16 protein-coding genes and 2 pseudogenes are annotated in these 17978 nt (G+C 32.9%); 5 read left to right on the forward strand and 13 right to left on the reverse strand.

Annotated elements, in window-relative coordinates; all coding sequences use genetic code 11:
- Window positions 1-34 precede the first annotated feature (34 nt).
- Window positions 35-1450: pseudogene (locus SAMSHR1132_RS09485) on the reverse strand (MAP domain-containing protein).
- Window positions 1451-1835: 385 nt separating this feature from the next.
- On the opposite strand from SAMSHR1132_RS09485, the gene SAMSHR1132_RS09490 reads away from it, so the two are divergent.
- The 4 genes from SAMSHR1132_RS09490 (at window position 1836) to SAMSHR1132_RS09505 (ending at window position 3155) form a co-directional block, all read left to right on the forward strand.
- Entirely contained in the window at window positions 1836-2033 is a 198-nt protein-coding gene (locus SAMSHR1132_RS09490) for a hypothetical protein (RefSeq protein ID WP_000591859.1), read from the forward strand.
- Between the two features lie 371 nt (window positions 2034-2404).
- Complete coding sequence (locus SAMSHR1132_RS09495; protein ID WP_000669789.1) at window positions 2405-2584, forward strand: hypothetical protein; 180 nt, start codon at window positions 2405-2407, stop codon at window positions 2582-2584.
- 23 nt (window positions 2585-2607) lie between these two features.
- Complete coding sequence (locus SAMSHR1132_RS14380; protein ID WP_001792927.1) at window positions 2608-2916, forward strand: hypothetical protein; 309 nt, start codon at window positions 2608-2610, stop codon at window positions 2914-2916.
- Complete coding sequence (locus tag SAMSHR1132_RS09505; protein ID WP_001791826.1) at window positions 2895-3155, forward strand: hypothetical protein; 261 nt, start codon at window positions 2895-2897, stop codon at window positions 3153-3155. Before SAMSHR1132_RS14380 ends, SAMSHR1132_RS09505 begins: the two co-directional genes overlap by 22 nt.
- 52 nt (window positions 3156-3207) lie before the next feature.
- On the opposite strand, the gene scn is transcribed toward SAMSHR1132_RS09505, so the two are convergent.
- The 5 genes and pseudogenes from scn to SAMSHR1132_RS09530 form a co-directional block, all read right to left on the reverse strand.
- Entirely contained in the window at window positions 3208-3558 is a 351-nt protein-coding gene (gene scn / locus SAMSHR1132_RS09510; RefSeq protein ID WP_000702262.1) for a complement inhibitor SCIN-A, read from the reverse strand.
- Window positions 3559-4068: 510 nt separating this feature from the next.
- Window positions 4069-4407 (reverse strand): annotated as a pseudogene (locus tag SAMSHR1132_RS13855) (SH3 domain-containing protein); the annotation flags it as partial.
- Between the two features lie 647 nt (window positions 4408-5054).
- The gene (gene sak / locus SAMSHR1132_RS09520) at window positions 5055-5546 is read right to left on the reverse strand and encodes a staphylokinase (RefSeq protein ID WP_000920035.1); all 492 of its coding nucleotides are present in this window, start codon (window positions 5544-5546) and stop codon (window positions 5055-5057) included.
- Window positions 5547-5736: 190 nt separating this feature from the next.
- Window positions 5737-6492, reverse strand: coding sequence for a CHAP domain-containing protein (locus SAMSHR1132_RS09525; protein ID WP_000861030.1), 756 nt, complete (start codon window positions 6490-6492; stop codon window positions 5737-5739).
- 11 nt (window positions 6493-6503) lie between these two features.
- A complete protein-coding gene (locus SAMSHR1132_RS09530; protein ID WP_000611512.1) occupies window positions 6504-6758 on the reverse strand; it encodes a phage holin in 255 nt (84 codons plus the stop codon).
- 51 nt (window positions 6759-6809) lie between these two features.
- Here SAMSHR1132_RS09530 and SAMSHR1132_RS09535 point away from each other — a divergent pair, with 51 nt between their 5' ends.
- Window positions 6810-6917, forward strand: coding sequence for a hypothetical protein (locus tag SAMSHR1132_RS09535; protein WP_001791821.1), 108 nt, complete (start codon window positions 6810-6812; stop codon window positions 6915-6917).
- 52 nt (window positions 6918-6969) lie between these two features.
- Here SAMSHR1132_RS09535 and pepG1 read toward each other — a convergent pair whose 3' ends face one another.
- The 7 genes from pepG1 to SAMSHR1132_RS09570 form a co-directional block, all read right to left on the reverse strand.
- Window positions 6970-7104: a type I toxin-antitoxin system toxin PepG1 gene (pepG1, locus tag SAMSHR1132_RS13870; protein ID WP_000226108.1), complete on the reverse strand. Its 135-nt coding sequence runs from the start codon at window positions 7102-7104 to the stop codon at window positions 6970-6972.
- A 191-nt stretch (window positions 7105-7295) separates the two neighbouring features.
- Window positions 7296-7592 (reverse strand): DUF2951 domain-containing protein, encoded by a 297-nt coding sequence (locus SAMSHR1132_RS09545; RefSeq protein ID WP_000539688.1) that lies wholly within the window; start codon window positions 7590-7592, stop codon window positions 7296-7298.
- 57 nt (window positions 7593-7649) lie between these two features.
- Complete coding sequence (locus SAMSHR1132_RS09550) at window positions 7650-7937, reverse strand: hypothetical protein (RefSeq protein ID WP_001040256.1); 288 nt, start codon at window positions 7935-7937, stop codon at window positions 7650-7652.
- A 46-nt stretch (window positions 7938-7983) separates the two neighbouring features.
- Complete coding sequence (locus SAMSHR1132_RS09555; protein ID WP_001153681.1) at window positions 7984-8136, reverse strand: hypothetical protein; 153 nt, start codon at window positions 8134-8136, stop codon at window positions 7984-7986.
- Window positions 8126-11911: a phage tail spike protein gene (locus tag SAMSHR1132_RS09560; protein WP_000582188.1), complete on the reverse strand. Its 3786-nt coding sequence runs from the start codon at window positions 11909-11911 to the stop codon at window positions 8126-8128. The genes SAMSHR1132_RS09555 and SAMSHR1132_RS09560 overlap by 11 nt, the downstream gene beginning before the upstream one ends.
- 15 nt (window positions 11912-11926) lie before the next feature.
- Window positions 11927-13411 carry a phage distal tail protein gene (locus tag SAMSHR1132_RS09565; RefSeq protein WP_000567390.1) on the reverse strand — a complete coding sequence of 495 codons (1485 nt, stop codon included), beginning with the start codon at window positions 13409-13411 and terminating at the stop codon, window positions 11927-11929.
- Window positions 13408-17937, reverse strand: a complete 4530-nt coding sequence (locus tag SAMSHR1132_RS09570) for a phage tail tape measure protein (RefSeq protein WP_014373866.1) — start codon at window positions 17935-17937, stop codon at window positions 13408-13410. Before SAMSHR1132_RS09570 ends, SAMSHR1132_RS09565 begins: the two co-directional genes overlap by 4 nt.
- Between the last annotated feature and the right edge of the window lie 41 nt (window positions 17938-17978).

The following is a 17978-nucleotide window of genomic DNA, read 5'->3' on the forward strand; positions in this document are numbered from 1 at the left end:
AAAGCACCTCACGCCTGTGAGATGCCTTCTTTAATTAGAATTTCAAATCCATATCTATTTTTTTAATGTCTGTCGCTTTAAATACTTTCCAATTTTTTACTTTTGCTTTCAAATCAATGACTTCAGATGTGCCATCTTTAAAATAAACTTTATATTTAATACGTTCTGCCCCATCGATATCAGATTGTTGAACACCTTGATCATTAGCTAAAGTTGATTTTAATTTTAGATTCAAGTCTTCAAATGTAATTCGATTTGCATGAGTAAATCTAAAATGATGTGAAAGTAATTCGGGATGTCCATTTAAATAAACTGGTATCGTTACTTTAGTAACAATATTTTCGTCCTTACCCTTTCAATGGTTATGTTGTTTCACATTAATTTCAATGTTTTTAATGTCACTTGCTTTGAATAAGTTACCTGTTATTACATTAGATTTTAAATCTATTACTCTTTTAGTTCCATTTTTAAAATGTACTGTGTATTTTGCTTGTTTTGCAAATTGAATATCAAGGTCTCTAATACCTCTATCGTGTTTTAAAACTGATTTCACTTTTGCATTTAAATCTTTATTGCTAATCAATTCTTTATTTGGGAATGCAATACTTGATAAAATAGGTGCTGAAGTTCCATTTACTGCTATTGTGTAAGGTACTTGCGTAGTTACTTTTGCTTTATCTTTTGAAGCAATTTTTACATCAACATTAATATCAATTTTTTTAATATCGCTTGCTCTAAATAGGTTACCTGAGAAGATATCAGATTTTAAATCTACCACTTTTTTAGTTCCATTTTTGAAATGTACTGTGTATTTTGCTTTTTTCGCAAATTTCAAGTCAATCTCATTGATTCCTCTATCATACTTTAATACTGATTTTACTTTTGCATTTAAGTCTTTATAGCTAATCAAATGTTTATTTGAAAATGTTAAGTTTGCTAAAAGCGGAGTAGAAGCGCCATTTACTGCTATTGTGTATGGTACTTGTGTATTTGCTTTCACTTTTTCTTTAGAATGTTTCTTTAAATCAACATTGATGTCAATTTTTTTAATATCACCTGTATTAACTAAGTTTGCTGTATAATTATTAGATTTTAAATCTACCACTTTTTTAGTTCCATTTTTATAAAATACCGTATAAGATGCTTTCTTAGCATTGCTTACATCAATATCACTAACACCTCTGTCGTATTTTAAAACTGATTTCACTTTATACGTTAAATCTTTATAACTAACATTTGTATTTTTAGGAAGTGCTAAATAAGATAAAATATTTGAAGTTATACCATTCAATGTAATTGTATATTGCACTTGACTCTTCGCGTGCGATTTATGATAAGTACTATGTGATTGTTGTTTTGATGCCGATGCTTCATTGTTAATGAAAGTTGCTCCTGTTGTTGCTAAAACACCTAGTGCTAATGTTGATGTAATGATTGACTTAAATTTCATAATTATCTCTCCTTTTTGAAATTCGATTTTACACATTCATTATAGCCACGATTTATCACAATTTTGAATTAACTGAATATTAATAATAAATTATCAATTTGAACACTTCTTTAACATACCTAAATATTCTTTTAAAGTCGCTTAACTACAAATTTACACTTCTCAAAAGTGTTGTCTTTATTTCTTCCAATCAATACACCGAAAAAGATATCTAAATATCTACATTATCCTTACTTCTCAATGTGTTTATCAACTGTATGTATATCATATTTATATTTGAAAACCATTTGCTTAAAAATATAAATTCGATTTAATAATTAATTTAAATTCAGTTAATCCCTTAAATAGTTAATTCGTTGTATGCTATTAATAAGGAGTGATACTGATGATAAAAAAAATAAAATCTAATTCTTTAAAAAAAGTTGCAACTATTGCATTAGCCAATTTAATATTAGTTGGAGCGCTTAGCGAGAGTAACGCTAAAGCCGAAACTAAGAAAGATGATACTGATTTGAAGTTAGTGAGTCATAATGTTTACATGTTATCGACCCTACTGTATCCGAACTGGAGACTTTTAACATAAAATTACTTATCATTCAAAAAGTAAAACAGCATAATATCAAGGTTTATAACTTTATCATTATCAATAATACCTCATATAAAATAAAATTTTAGGGACTTTTTAGGGACTTTAAATTTAAAATTACAAGTTTAATAGAAACATCAAAATAATCACATGTTTGTGTGGAATGTACACCCCAAAAGCTAGACTGAAAAATCTATTTTTTGAGGTGTATTTTTATAGGTAAATATAATAAATTAGAGTAGACAACTCAGAATTCCAATTTTATAATAATATTGCTTGACATATCAAACTAGATAGTACTATTTTGAATATATTATTATAATCAAAAATTCATTGTAAACTTTTAGACAAAAGGAAGTAATAAAAACGTGAAATTTAAAACAACTAAAGAATGTAAAAGTAATAATATCTTTAAAAGAAGTCAAGAAATTAATAATAGAGAAAGTGAAAAGGGTTGTTTATGGGGCATTAGCATGTTGATTCTACTTTTCTTATTGATTCTGTTTGGAATAACTGCTTGTTCATCAAGCATTCACTTTATTAATTAGATTTTTTTACTTGGAGGTATCATGTGAAGAACCATACAAATATAATTAATATCTTATTAGTTATAGTCAACTCATTAACTCATTTTCTAACTCTAAACACCTCATTTTTTAATAGTTCAGCATCGGATTTCTGTTTTATCATAGGGGCTATATTTTTCTTGATCGGAATTTTTGTTGCAATATACGGTATGAAGCGAGCAACATATTGGTTAAACTTATTGATTTTATTTACCAATATTTTTTATTTTCTACACTTCTGTGTTTTACTTTTGTTAAAATATATAGGATTTAAATTATTTATTTATGAAGGGTGTGTATTGTTATTTACCTAATTTATAGTCTAATTGTCTATTTCATCTGCATTATAAATTTTTTCATAATGGCTGCACCATTCTTAATGACTAATGCTGATTATGTATGGACGCCTATGACTACAGTTACGTTATTTATTTTGAGTTTGATTATTTTCTTGATATTTATAAAAACAAAAGATGTCGTTCATTTAACAATTTTCATATTAAACTTACTTTTTTCAATACTTTATTGTTTGCCTATACTGTTTTATTTATGAACACTTTTATATTATCTAGAAAATTAAAACCACCCGTAAAAGGGTGGTTTTTTTAATATTTACTTTTTAGTGCTTCGTCAATTTCGTTATAAATCTTTTGAAGTTGATATTTTGCTTCTGACATTTTCTTAAAGTCTTTTGACTTAAGAGCATACATTGCTTTTAGACCTGAAATTTTTATAGTTCGCTTATAATAAGTGTTTAAACTTCCAGTAGCTAATTCATTAACATTTAGTTCATCTAATAACGATTTTAATTCATTAGCTAACTTTTCGTTTTGATATTCATTCGATGTTGGCAAGCTTGTGCTAGCTTGTGCCTCATTTTTATCTAGATTAGTTACTAGTGGTGATGCTAAAACGATTGCTAAAGTTCCCGCAAGTATAGATTTTCTAATTTTCATTTTTTATTCTCCTTAGTAATTAGTACTAATTTATTTTAATGACTAACTAAAAAAAAGTACATTAATTATTCATTAACTATATAGATCTTCTTATTAAATGAAAATTAATAAATTATCAAATTGACATACCTTATTGTATTTATAGAAAAACAAAAAAAGGTAAGCACCGAAATGCTTACCTACTTCCCATAAACAATATAACACATATACATTGATTTGGAAAGCGCAAAAATAAATTTAATATACTAGCCCGAAGGGGAGCAATACATAAAAAATGAAAGGCGCTCCTTGAAAACGCCCAAGGTAATATTAACATAAAATGGCTACTATTGCATTATCTAATTTTATTTAATTAAAACAAATATATAACACAAAAAAACTAGCCCGAAGGCTAGCTTATGAATAGATGAAAATTTGAACACATTGCTGTGTCTAAAATGATTATAGCATAATTTTAAACTATTCTATAATAAATTAATTAACTTCATATGAAACTTTACACACTTTTTTTCAAACTGCGCTAAAATTACCAAAACTGCTTATTCTATTACCTGCCTTGTCTACCTCTCCTGTCGCTATATAACGACGTTGTCCACTATTAGCAATATAAGTAATCCATCTATAGCCATTGATGCAATATGCGCCGTCATATTTGATCGTTGCGTTATTGGGTAATACACCTGTAATTCTTGAATTAGTTGAATAGCCATCCCTCACGTTATTACCTTTAACATTGGCAACTGTGTAATAACCAGTCTCTTTTTTATACGGTACATTGTTTTTATCGAGTGTATAACCTGCTGGCACTGGTGAATTCTTTTCATTTTTAGCTGGTGTTTTAACATTACTGATACCTGATACACACTTCCAATAAAAATAACCACACCATTTAAGATGCGGTGTAGCGACTGTAATATTTCTATGTTGTTGAGATATATGTATCGAGTGAAGGGCAAAAAGGATATCAATTGCAGGATAAGTGTTAGGTTACTAGGCCACTTAACAGGCTATATAGTTCACTCCTACTATATACAGTTAATTATAACATAAAAAGCACCCCGTAAACTATTATACGGGAATGCTAAAGTCATATATACTACGGGGGAGTAGTATGAAAACTATGCTCTCTATCATAAGAAAAAAACACCCAGTGACATGCTTGGGTGAACAAGGATAGATGTAAATAGTTGATGCATGTGTAACACATCATAGCAAAAAGCTAGCCCGAAGGCTAGCTATAACATACAATCTAAAAAGACGTCCTTTGAATACGTCTAGAAAGATTATAACATAAAAAAATAGGCAAGTACCGAAGTACCTGCCTAAAAAAGGATTATCCACTTTTTCATCCTAACTGATTTCTCCCCATAAGTCACCTAATATCTGATTAGGTGGGGAAGAGCCATTCGTGCATGAATGAGAATTTGATGAAAGATAATTTTCACTACACATATTCAAGCAAGACATTGCTTTCTATAATAAACAACTATTTTGTTTTATTTCTTTTCTATAACAACCTTTGTAATTAAGTTGAATCCAGGGTTTTTAATATGCTCTGATAAATCTGGGACAACAAAACCTTTTTCTGTTATAGGGAAAGACTTCGTTTCTTCTTTTTTCTTATTCTTATCATAATAAGTGACTTCGATCTTTGCGCTTGGATCTAATTCAACTACTCTAAACGCTTTATATGCTGTCGCATCTAATGCCCATTCGACATAGTATTCAATTTTTTCTTTTGTAAGTGTAGTCCCAGGTTTAATAGGAAACTCGACATAACGAGGGGATAGCAATTCATTTTCTTTACCATCAACTCCAGTCACATTTACCATCAAATACGGGCCTGTTGGTTCAAAATAACTCGCGTCATCGCCTTTTTTATATTTTCCTTTGTCGAATGAACTTGATGCACTTACCTCATTAGTAATTGAAGAAAATGAGAATAATAACAATAAAACAGTTAAAAATAATAAACTTCTTTTGAGCATGGCGCTTCCTCCAAATATAATATATTTGTTTTTATTTATCTCTTTTTATAGCTAACACCCTTATTTAAGATGATAAATATCAACAACTTCATTTTATATTGAGAAAATATTAAAAATCAATAAAATATTAAAAGAAACTAAACTTACATTAAAAAATAATTAACAAATATTTAACATTTTAACCTAAGAATTAAAACACTTCTTTCACAATCAATCTCTCATGCCATATCCACTCATTATGATTGTTCCAATAAATGCGACACCAACCATCTATAATTTCAAACACATATATTAATGTTCCAGGCGCGTATACAGCCTGTCCAACATCGAATCTATAGTTAGTACGATTATCACCGTATCTAGTGGCTGAAGTAGCACCTAAGCCGTCGATTTTCGCATTAAAATAAGCACCTTTTGACCATTTAAGCTTATAAGGCGCTTTACTTCCAACTGTTATTTTACTTGCAGATTTACCGACTGCTTTTTGAGCAGGTGGTTTAACTTTATTTGTGATCTTATTCATTAAGCCCTCACTTTTATACTTAGGTCTAATAAAGTGAGTACAGCCGTAATAATTATCCCAACGTAACTTTGCAGGCGTATTTGCGTTACCGTCATAGTTCTGTTCCAAAATTAAAAATTGGTTTGTATTACCACCATTAAACACTAAACCAATATGACCGTATTGTTTATATATTCCTTTGGTAAATACAGCCACATCACCTATTTGTGGAACAAACGATGGTGTGTTTTCATATACTGTTGCCATGTTTTTAAAATCGTTATTGATTGCATCTTTTGCATTTCCCCACATTCTAATTTCTAACAACCAATAAATGTAATCAACTGCTAAATCTGCACATTGGTAACCATACCAACCGTCAAAATCAATATATCTACCTTGATACCAACGTAACCTTGCTCTTGCTTCACTGTATGTTTTCATTATTTTACCTCCTAGTATTTTCTTCTTGGTTCTTCATATTCTAAAGCTTGGTGGCTATCACCTATACCTTTAGTAGTCGGGTCTTGAATCACACCAGTTAATACTAAAAATCCTAATATAGCGTTTAAACCGTCTGTTAATTGCTCTGTATAAACTTGGATATCATACCCAATAGCTTTTGCGATGTTTTGAGCAAATAAAAAGATAGCTGACAATATCGCTACCCAAAATGATTTTTGTTTCATTCTAATTTTCCAATTAATCATATTCTTATCTCCTTTTACCCAAAATAAAAAGACGACTAATAAGCCGTCTATTTGATATTTATATTATGGTGTGTTAATTTATATATAGAAAAAGGGCAACATGCGCAAACATGTTACCCTAATGAGCCCGTTAAAAAGACGGTGGCTATTTTAGATTAAAGATTAAATTAATAACCATTTAACCATCGAAACCAGCCAAAGTTAGCGATGGTTATTTTTTATTGCTTAATTCAATAAGCTTGATTACTAGACCTATCAATGCAATAAGGAATAAACCAAACTGCAACATGGTACTAATTGTAATCATTAGGCGTCTCCTTTCTAAAGATTTCAGTAATGCCACCATAGGCACCACCTCCTTATACTCAGATAGCCACCATCTATCCAACTTGCTCACTTCTGCATATTACCATAATTACAACAATAAATAAAAAGTCAGTACCGAAGCACTGACTAAAACTCATTTACATTTACCGAACCAAAAACATGTCCAGAAACTATAACCAAAGATTAGTTTAAACATTTTATTCACCTCTCTTATATGCCCATAAGCATACGCAATAATGCTATAATTAGCGACCCAAATATTGTCCCAACTAAACCAAGCACCCACATTTTCATATCACGTATGTTCTTATCATTTTCTTTCTTATTCTTTTCATCTATTTCTCTTTCTTTTTGAATAGCATCTAAGGTTTTATCTAATTTAATGTTAACTTGCTCTTGGGTTTTTTGACCTAATTTAATTTCGTTGAGTGTGCTGAGCATTGTTTTATCATTCTCTTCTAACCTTCTGATGCGCCATTCATGTTCGTGTTTTTTGAACCACCCCAATTCAGTACACCCGCTTTCTAAAAGAATAAAGATTATGAGTATCTAACTCATAGCTTTTCATACTGTTTCAGTGTTAACTGTTACCTCTGGAGATAAATCTGATCTTTCAACTACTTCTTTAACTACTTTCACACGTTGTTTTTTGTTAGTTAATTGATATAACAAATTTAACGTCTCCGCAATTTTCTTAGCGTTTTCTTCAGATTTAAAATCTTGAGCATGGTTAACCAATTCAGAAGTTGTAAAACTTCCTGTGAAATCTTGATATACTACACGTTCTGTACCTTCTTTGTCGATTTGTACTAAAATAAACCTTTCTGTATTGTTGATAATTTCTTTTGCCATAATTAAATGACCTCCTTAAATTTTTGTATAAAAATAGTGCTAAGGATTACTCTTCCTCAGCACATTGTTGATTTTCTTTATTTTCTTGTATATACGCTTTTAACATCGCGTTTTCTTGTGTTAACCTCATAATTTCCTGTGATAAATAATGAATTGTATATTCAGGATTAGCTTGTAATCCTTGTTTGTTATCCTGCATTCTTTGACTCCTCCAATTTCTTGATTCTTAGTTGTTGTTCTTTGATAACAGGGATAAGATGAATCCATAGACGATCATACGCTATACCTTCAATTTCTCCTTTGTCATCATACGTGACAAACTCTTTTAATCCTAAATTCTCCACCTCTTCAGCAATCAAACCTACGTATCTATCAAGTTTATAGGTGTCTTCCGATAATTTTCTATCTTCTCTCAGCTCTCTAGCTAAAATTTCAGACTCAGCTTTATCAAACCACGTTCTAATAGGTAAGTTAAGAATAGCTTTTGAATGTTCCAGTTGTTCATCTCTATCGTTATATTGATTTTCGATAGATAACTTGTATTTACGCGCTGATGTCGAACGCCCAATTGTGCCAGCAGAAGTAATATGCAAATTAGCTGCGGCCGAATAAGTACGTCTATAAATTGAGTTAGAAGCTATCCTATCTCCTGCATCATCTGAACCTACAGACAGTAGGTCTGTACTCTGTATATGAATATACCTATTACCATCACGTCGTTTCAGCATATTAAATTTGCCATACCCTGCTTCGATTGTTGTATCTCCACCTGTTGCATATCGTCCATTAACAATTTGAACAAGACCTTTATTTCTTTCTTTAGAAAACCTGATACCCGCACCGTAATCATAGTTCTCATCAGAACCAAACATAATATAACCGTCACTCGAATAAGCATTATCTGCATTAGACAGCGTGAATGCAAATCGGTTTAATCCAGGCACTTTGTCTGTGTTTGGATATAAATACACCGGTGCCTGTTTGCTTTTGATATTCGATGAAGCGTAAGACTCCAGAACAACCCGATTATTATCTGACGTTAGTGCAACGACACCACCATAGGAATTGATTGTTATGCCATTCATACCGCTATCACTGTAAGTTTTATCCCACCATTGAATAGTACCGGATGAACCTCCGTCTTCGCCTTCTCCATCAATATATGTTGAAATACCAAAATGTGACATATAAAGTGAACCGCCTGCGGTATTATTTCTAAACCTTAGATGTCCATCTTTAAGACGTGTGAATATATCATCGGTTGATCGTTTGCCTTTCCAAGTTCGTTGTACGATTCCGCCAAGTTCAATAAAATCATTTTGAACTTGTACATAACGGTTAGCATTTCCGCCTTTAATACCAATTCTATTCACATTGATGTCAAGACCCTCTCTTGATAAATTAAGGCTGTTGACAATATCGGTTTTATCTACTTTATCTCGCATATTTTGGATAAGAAGGTTTATTTCTCTATTACCGTTAATATCAATTTTATCAGCATTTAATCTAATACCACGTGGCCCCACATTTAAAGCTTGAGCCACTCCGTTATCATCATATCTGATTGTTGTTCCATCTGTAACGTTTTGGACAATCTCGTTTAATATATTTGAAAGTGTACGATTGGTTGCATTAAACTCTTCTTTAGTAGTTCTTAATTTGATTTCCTTACCATTTTGTATAATTTGAGAACCATAGCGAGTCAATGTTTTCCTCTGTGCATCTGTGCTTTCTTTGACCTTGTTGTCTGTATAAGCATTAGCTTTCTTTTCAGCGTTTCTAGCCTTTAGTTCTGCGTTTTGTTTTGCCTCTTCAAGTTTAGCTTGAGCATCTTGTATAGCGCGTTGCTCTTCTTCCGAAATTTTACCATCAGCATACGCTTGCGATTCCTTCTCTTTAAGATCATCTTGAGCATCAATGTATGATTTTAAAGCTTCTTGCGCTTCTTGATTTGCTTGTTCAATACTTGCTTTAATCTCAGGATTATTGGACAAATCACTTAACTGGTCATCAGTATATTGTTTTTGTTCTTCCAATCCGTTTCGATATTCGTTTAACGTAACTTTATCTTTGATTTCACCTTTTAAAGTCGTTCTCTCAGCTTCAGCAGTATCTAAACGTTCAACAATACCGTCTTTGTCTGTTTTATAGTCCGATGTTTTTACATAGTCACGTAATTGTTCTTTTGTGGATTCTCTAGCTGCTTCAATAGCTGATTTAACAACATTAGGTTCTCCGACTAACTGCAAATCTTCATTCACCGTTAAACCAAATTTTGTTGCTATTATTTCCAACGCTTCTTTATATTTTTCATCAGTGTATTGTGACTGTAATAATTTAAATCTATCTGAAATGGCCATTTTGACATCTTCTACATCTGTATAAACATCTTGTAATTTCTTTCTATACTCAAGAAATAAAGCTTGTGTATCTACCAACCGACCAATCGTTGCAGTTTCGGGTGTCATAGATTCTAAATTATTTTTAATTTGATTATAAACATCAATCACAGCGTCTAAACTTGCTTGTAAGTCCGCTTTCAAATCATTATCTACTAAGTACTCGCTATTCAGTAATTCTGTAGCTTCTGACAAAAGACTAGCGTGTTGTATAGATAAATTAATAAAAATATTGTTTAATTCACTGAATAGCGCTTTCTCTCTTGTTATACCACCTAATTTTTCAACATCATTTGGTGTTGCTTCAATCCATCGACCATTCCAATATCTACGCAAGACAGCAACATCAGGGTTACTTGTATCATACCAAAGCATATCATTGACTGGATTTTCTGGCGGTGTATCACTTTTGTGTATTTTGTGTTCAAAGTATTCTAATTCACCATCTACAACATCTTTAACTATAGTGTTGATATTGCTAATATTATCGTTTAACTTTTGATGTATTATGTTCAATCGCTTGTTAAACTCTTCTCGTAATTCTGATTCTTTGAACTCTTTAGGTTGACCGAATGTATATGTGCTATTTTCTGAAATTATGTTATATTCTTCGGCAATAACTTCTGCCTCTACATACAATGGCGGGTTAAAATCTCTATGTTTTACTCTGACTGTATCACCAATTGATATAATCTCGTGCGGATACGTAACTTCCAAATCAGTAGAAGTAATCTCATATGACATAACTGCCGACTTACGTTTATTTAACTCTGTTTTGGCTAAAGAACGCAACCGTGTTTCATTCATATTTTGATCATCTGATTGAGGTTCGTATATTCCCCAAATATAACGGGTAGGTAAGTTGAATTGACTTTGTGCTTCGTCATCAGTCACAACTAACTCTAAACGCTTTCCTTTGTCATTTTCGGGTCCCACAGCAATTAATGCTGTTTTGATTTCTGACATATCAATCTTCCTAGTTAACCCAACCAAATCTTTACTATACTCAATTTCTTTACCTTTGAATAAGCTGTTTTTCTTTTTGAGTACCACATATCTACCTTTGACGGTATTAGAACTAAGCTCTATATAAAAATCCAATACCATTTTATAGGTTGTACATAATTGCTTTAAAACTTCATATCTAGTTTGATAAGAAGTCCATGACGTAGTACGTAAGCCATCGTATTCGGTTTGTTCAGAAACTTCCCAACCTGTATCGCTCAACACATCTTTCAATGCTTCTGAAGTTGTCTTTTTCTCAAATTTGCCTGGTGCATACGGTTTAGCTGTTGTTATATCAGCAAGATAAGACGCTATACATTCTATCTCTGTGTAGCCGTCCATCGTATCTTGAACCCAGTTAATAATAAATTCACGCCATTGTTTGTTTGAATCCCTTATAATAACACGATGTCGTTCACGGAACTTTTCAGCTCTTTCTGATGATATGAGCAGTTCAAGCATTTCTGAATTGTCATTAACATTACGTTTATGAATCGCTCTAACTAAGGAAGGGTCATCAGTAGAAAGGAAATCTATAATCTTGTCGTTAAAATCTAAAACATGTATCACACTCTCATCTCCTTTCTATAAATATCTATCTTGCCATTTAACCGTCGTATCAAAGACGTTTTCAGGTTGTATGATTAATTCACTGTACCCAGAATCAACATTGAAATAATTACTTCCAAACGATTTCTCGCTCAACATTGGTTCCTCATTGATGACAACACTTTTTGCTTGCATATCTATTTTTACTAAATCACCTTTTTGTATAATGACATCCCTTGCGCCTTTCGGTTTTGGTAGAATCTCCGTATTGAATGAACCTAATCCATTCATCTCCATCCACTTATAACCATTATACTTCGCACTATAGATAGCTATGATAGAAGCTGGACGCTGATAAAACTTACCGCCATCTATCCACTCTTTCTCATCCATATCAATAGGTTTACGTCTATCTGGGTCTTTAATGTGATCAAATTTCCAAGTTTTAATAGAAAATTTATTACCTACTCTTCTGAGCCGCATATAAACAACGATTCTGTCCAAGTTATACATTATCGGTTTATTCTGATAGTCGTATATCTTTTTGGGGTCTCCTTTTTGGTTATACAACGTAACAACAATATGTCCTATTTTTCTATCATGATATTTATTTTCATAACCAATAGAAGCAAGTAACTTACCATCACTATCATAAATATGTTGTGCTGTTCTTCCGGCACCTTTACCTTTTTGTTCAACAATACATTTATAGGTAATTTGAAAATCTGTCATCGCTTTAGGGAGCCCTCGTTTCGTGCCAGCACCAACCCAACCTTTTGCATCAGGAAAATTAGTTGCTTTATATCCTTCGCCAAGATTGGATATCACAAAGTCACCGCCGACTTTACCACCTAAATCATTACTTGGAATATCTTCAGTAATCATCTTAGTCCAACCTTTGAAATCACGAAACTCACTATGATAAACAGGAGGCATGTAATCCTTAACTTCTTTGGTTACCTCATCATCACCAACCATAAAATAATCTTCATCATTTTTAGTGATCATAAAGTAACTAGATGGTTTAATTGCTCGGGCTTCAACAATTAAAGGAGTGTCAGCAGTCCCACTATTTACAACTGAAACTTGGTCTGAAATCGCAGTATTTTTATTTCCTGTTACTGAATATTTGTAAGGGTCTGTTAGTACTACTTTGATAGTGAACTTAACAGGTATTGTAAATTCTTTGTGCAGCTTTATTGGTCCTTCGAAATAAGCGTTCCAGTACCAATCTTTAGATTTGAATTGTAATTTAACTTGTTCCTCGTAGTTAAAAAACTTTACTAATTCATTCAAGACGTCATCATATGTTTTAATGCCGTTGTGAGATAAATAGTCATTACGTACCACTAAAGGTATATCAAAACTATAAGATTCAAGCCTACGCCCTTTATATATAGCCCCCGAACGTCCATCTACATTTTCTGTTTTTAAAACATAATTAAAAGAGGGTATTTCAAACCCTCTTTCGACATACAACCAAGGAATTGTTTTGTTGTTCACTTTAATAGTGTCTATCATTGAATAGCAATTCCTCCTTTTCTAAACTTTACTTTTGTTGATTCTTGCCTTTCTCGCTTTTCTATAGACGCGTTCACCTTTTTATCAAAAGCGTATTCGTCAATAATCGGCTGATAATCTTTATCTGCAATCACATCGTTGGATTGCGCTATTTTCAGTAATAAAGCTATTTGTTGTTGCTGTTGTTCAATCATTTTCAATAATAAGCTTGGGTCATCAAACCCATTTACACTAGACAATTGACTAGGACGCTTATTTTTACTCGCTTTTCTCCCTCTTACTTCTGCTGCTGCATAATGCAACATCTTCATTGCATCATTTCTACGAGCTGGATCTGTTGGAATAATCCATTCTGGATGACCGTCTTCACCTAAGTTATACCAACCATCAAAAACTTTTCCACCTGTAGCATATGCGTAATCACCAGCACGCTTAAATCCATCCCAACCGTAGCGTCTAACAATGTACTGCATTGCTGAAATACCTTGATGAACCGGATTATTAAAGTTAGTATATCCACGTTTAGCGTTTGCTCTAAAAGTTGAGCCGATGATTTGGAATAATCCTCTTGATGGGTCTCCTCTTTGAGCATTAATATCCCAATTATTCACTGCATTTGATTGATAGTTACTTTCACGCTTTGCAACTCGCATCATCTGGTCATGAATCCACTTACCTTTATAACGTCCTCCTAAAATACTTTGCGCTTGACGGATTACTCGGCTTGCATAAGTTGCACCACTTCCAGAAGTAGCACCACCGCCACCAATTGATAACCTACCTTTTTTCTTTGCATTTCTTAAATATGGTTCAGGGTCAAAGTGACGTCCATTTCTTCTCATTTCAAAATGTAAGTGTGGTCCTGTACTAAATCCGGTATTACCAGTTAAACCAACAACATCGCCGGGCTTTACCATCGTGCCACTAGGTGGTGATTTGCTAAAGTTTTTCAAATGCGCAAATAGCATATCGATAACTCCACTAGTAATTTTTACATAATTACCATAACCACCAGACATAAATGGCATTCTTGTAAGTCTGCCACCCATCGGCGTTCTAACTTCTTGATATACAAATGGAAAATCGACACCTTCATGAAATGGTCTTCCAGTTGCAGCAGTATAAGCTGCGGTACGTCCATAATGATAATTAATTTTGTCAGGGTCTAATATTCCGCCGACTAAATCGCCACCGCCCATAGCTTCTAAATTTTCTTTTATCCAATCAGTAGCACTTTTCTTAATCTTAGACCATGCAGCTTTTGTTATGTCGCCTGCAATTCCCATACCTTTAGTTAAAGAATTGAAATCAATTCCAAAAGCTTCAAGTATATAATTTAAAAGTTTGCCAGGATTTTCCATAAAATCTAAAACATCGCCAACTTTATCGCCAAGCCATTTGGTACCTTTACCTATTTGATCTTTTGTCCAGTTAAATGCCGATGATGCACCGGATTTAATATCTTTCCACATAGTACCTAAGCTAAATCTTGGAAGCGTTCCGTTTAACATTGAATAAGTTTGTGTACCGTTGTATACTTTTGAGCCTTTAGGTAAATAAGCGGTAGTATCTGTATTAGGTGTGATTACACGTTTACCATTAGGGAATTCAATCATTTCATTTCTGAAACCATTCGGACCATTTCCACGTCCTTTATCCCCAACCGTAGCGAACGTATCCCGCGCAATCTTACCGTTCTTAACTAATCTTGTAGTAGTATGTGTGTGTTCTGTACCAGTGTGTAACTTAGGTATTTTATCCATTCCCAGCTTACCACCGACCCAGTTTAAACCTTCAATTAATTTATTAAGTCCTTTTTTAATAGCATCTACCATACCGCCGATATGACTTTTAATTTTGCTGATAATACTTTGTAAGCCGTCACGCATATTTGTAAAAATTCCACGCACTTTACTCCATAAACGACTTGCAATTCCAACCGTATTATCTTTAATGGAATTCCAAATATTTGCCATCCAATTTCTTAGATTACTAAAAATATCTTTTGTCGCATTCCACAAACTAGTGAATTTTGATTTCACACCACTAAATAATGACTGTGCTTTTCCTATCGTATTCGTACGGATACTACTCCATGTGTTAGATAACCAATTTTTCATATTCGTGAAAATTGATTTGACACTATTAAATAAGAATCCAAAAATACTTTTTGTCGCATTCCAAATTGCTGATAAAGATTTACTGAATATACTTTTTATTACGTCCCAAATACCTGTTATTAATCCTTTTAGCAATCCGCCAAAGTACCTAACAACGCCAAGTATTTTGCCTACAAACCACAGTTGTATTAAATTCCAAATTAACTGCACAGTGCCTTTTAGTATCATCACAATACCGTCCCAAACACCTCGCCAATTACCAGTGAATAAACTTGAAAAGAACTTAATAAAGCCAAGTATTATATTTAAAGCACCTTGTATTACTCCTTTTATATTCTCCCAAGTACTGACAATCAAGGCTTTAACCGCCGGCCAAATAAATTGCATCACTTGCCAAATCGCAAACATGATTGGTTTAATTACAAAATTTATAATAAATTCAAATATAGCTTTGATAAAATTGCATATATTTTGAAGCGCTTGAACAATAGAAATTCCGTTTTCATTAAAGAATCCATTAATTTGACTCCAAATATCTTTAGCAAAATCAACTATTGCTGATATCGCTTGTTTAAAGATGTTTTTAACAGAATCAATGAAAGGTTGAATAAATTGAATAAAATTACTAAATGTTTGTTTAACACTTTCAATTGCACCATTAACAAAATTTCTGAAAGTTTCAGATTTCTTATAAGCAATTGTAAATGCGACTGCTAAGCCAGCCAAAACACCTAATACAATGCCAATTGGACCAGTTAAAGCCGTGAAGACAGTTCCTAATATAGGTACTTTAGTCGATAAAAAACTAATTAATCCATCAGCCTTTGCAATACCAGCTAATAGTGGGGCTAATACAGTTACTGCATTGCCAATTGTACTTATAAATGCGCCTAATCCAAAAACTACAGGACCAATTGCAGCAGCAATACCACCGAAAATAACAATTGATCTTTTAGAACCATCACTTAAATTGGAAAACCAATCAACCGCTATAGATAGCTTTTTGATTAATTCTTCCATTACTGGTGCAAACGCACTTTCAATAGAAGTCCATACATCAGCACCTACTAATTTTAATTTATTCATTGCTACTTTAAATCTTTCGGAGCCACTTTCAGAATCTTTAAACGTTTGATTTACTGTGCCTTGGGAATCTTCGATAGTTTTTAAAAATTCTTGATAACTAAAACGACCACCTTTAATAGCATCTGCTAAATCAGGACCTGCTTTTGCACCAAATGCTTCAATCGCTAAACTTGTTGCGCTAGCTATATCCGGCGTCTTTTCAATTTCTGCTAATGTCTTCTTAAATTCTTCTCTTGGATTTTTACCAGCTTTACCCCAATTGGATATAGCTTTTTTCAAACCACTGAAGGCTATTTCAGTATTAACACCTGATTTCTCCCATTGAGAGAATAAAGCGATTGATTCTTTCATCTCAAAGCCCATAGCCCTCATTGGAGCACCGTATTTAGTAATGCTATCAGCTAATGTATCAACACTTATACCGCTAGCCTGTGCTGCTTTCGCTACCATATCAAGTACACTTTGATACTCATCAGCTTCAATACCTGCATCACCCATTGCACGCGTAATTAATTGAACGGCTTGTACGCCTTCAGAACCTGTTATGTGACTAAATTTCAAGAATGACTCTGTGGCACTCTCAAGTTCTTTGTCAGTGAAACCTAACCTTGTGTTAACTTCCCCTAAAACACCGCCTACAGTCTCAGCATCTGCTGGAAAGTTGCCATAAACATCTTTAAATGAATTCTGCAACTTCTTAAGCTCTCCGCCGGTTGCTCCTGTTGCTTGGGTAACTGTATCTAAACCTTTATCAACTTCTGCAAAAGCTTTTCCTGATGCTGCTGCAATACCTAAAACAGGTGCGGTAACACCAATCATCATACCTTTACCAATAGATTTTAAACCATCACCCATTTTTGTTAATTTAGGTCCCATACTTTCAAAAATTTTACTGGTTTTCCCCCAGCCACTTTCTGCCATTCTTTGAGCTTCAACTTGGGCTTTTTTGAACTCTTCAAACTCAGCCGATGTTTTTTGCAATTCTCTTTCTAAATAATTCAGCTCATTTGCTTGTTTGTTATATTCTTGCCGTAATTTTTGAGCTTCTGCACTGTTTTCACCCTGTTCTTGAGATACCTTGTCATATTGCTTGGCTAAATCATCAACATTTTTCTTATAACCTATGATAGTTCCGTCAAGTTCTTTAATCCTTTGTTGGTAACTATCAGTTGATTTTTCGGTATATTTGAAGTTGTTGCCGGTTAACTTTAAGTCAGAATTTAAAGTTTTAAAGTTTCGTTTGATTTCTGCAAATGATCTATTTAAATTTGCTGCATCCAAATCCAAACCTATAGATAAACCTTTTATTCTTTCTCCCATTTTTTACCTCCTTTCTAAAAAAGTTCAAAAAAATAACCCTA

It is taken from the genome of Staphylococcus argenteus (genome assembly GCF_000236925.1).
Classification (GTDB): domain Bacteria; phylum Bacillota; class Bacilli; order Staphylococcales; family Staphylococcaceae; genus Staphylococcus; species Staphylococcus argenteus.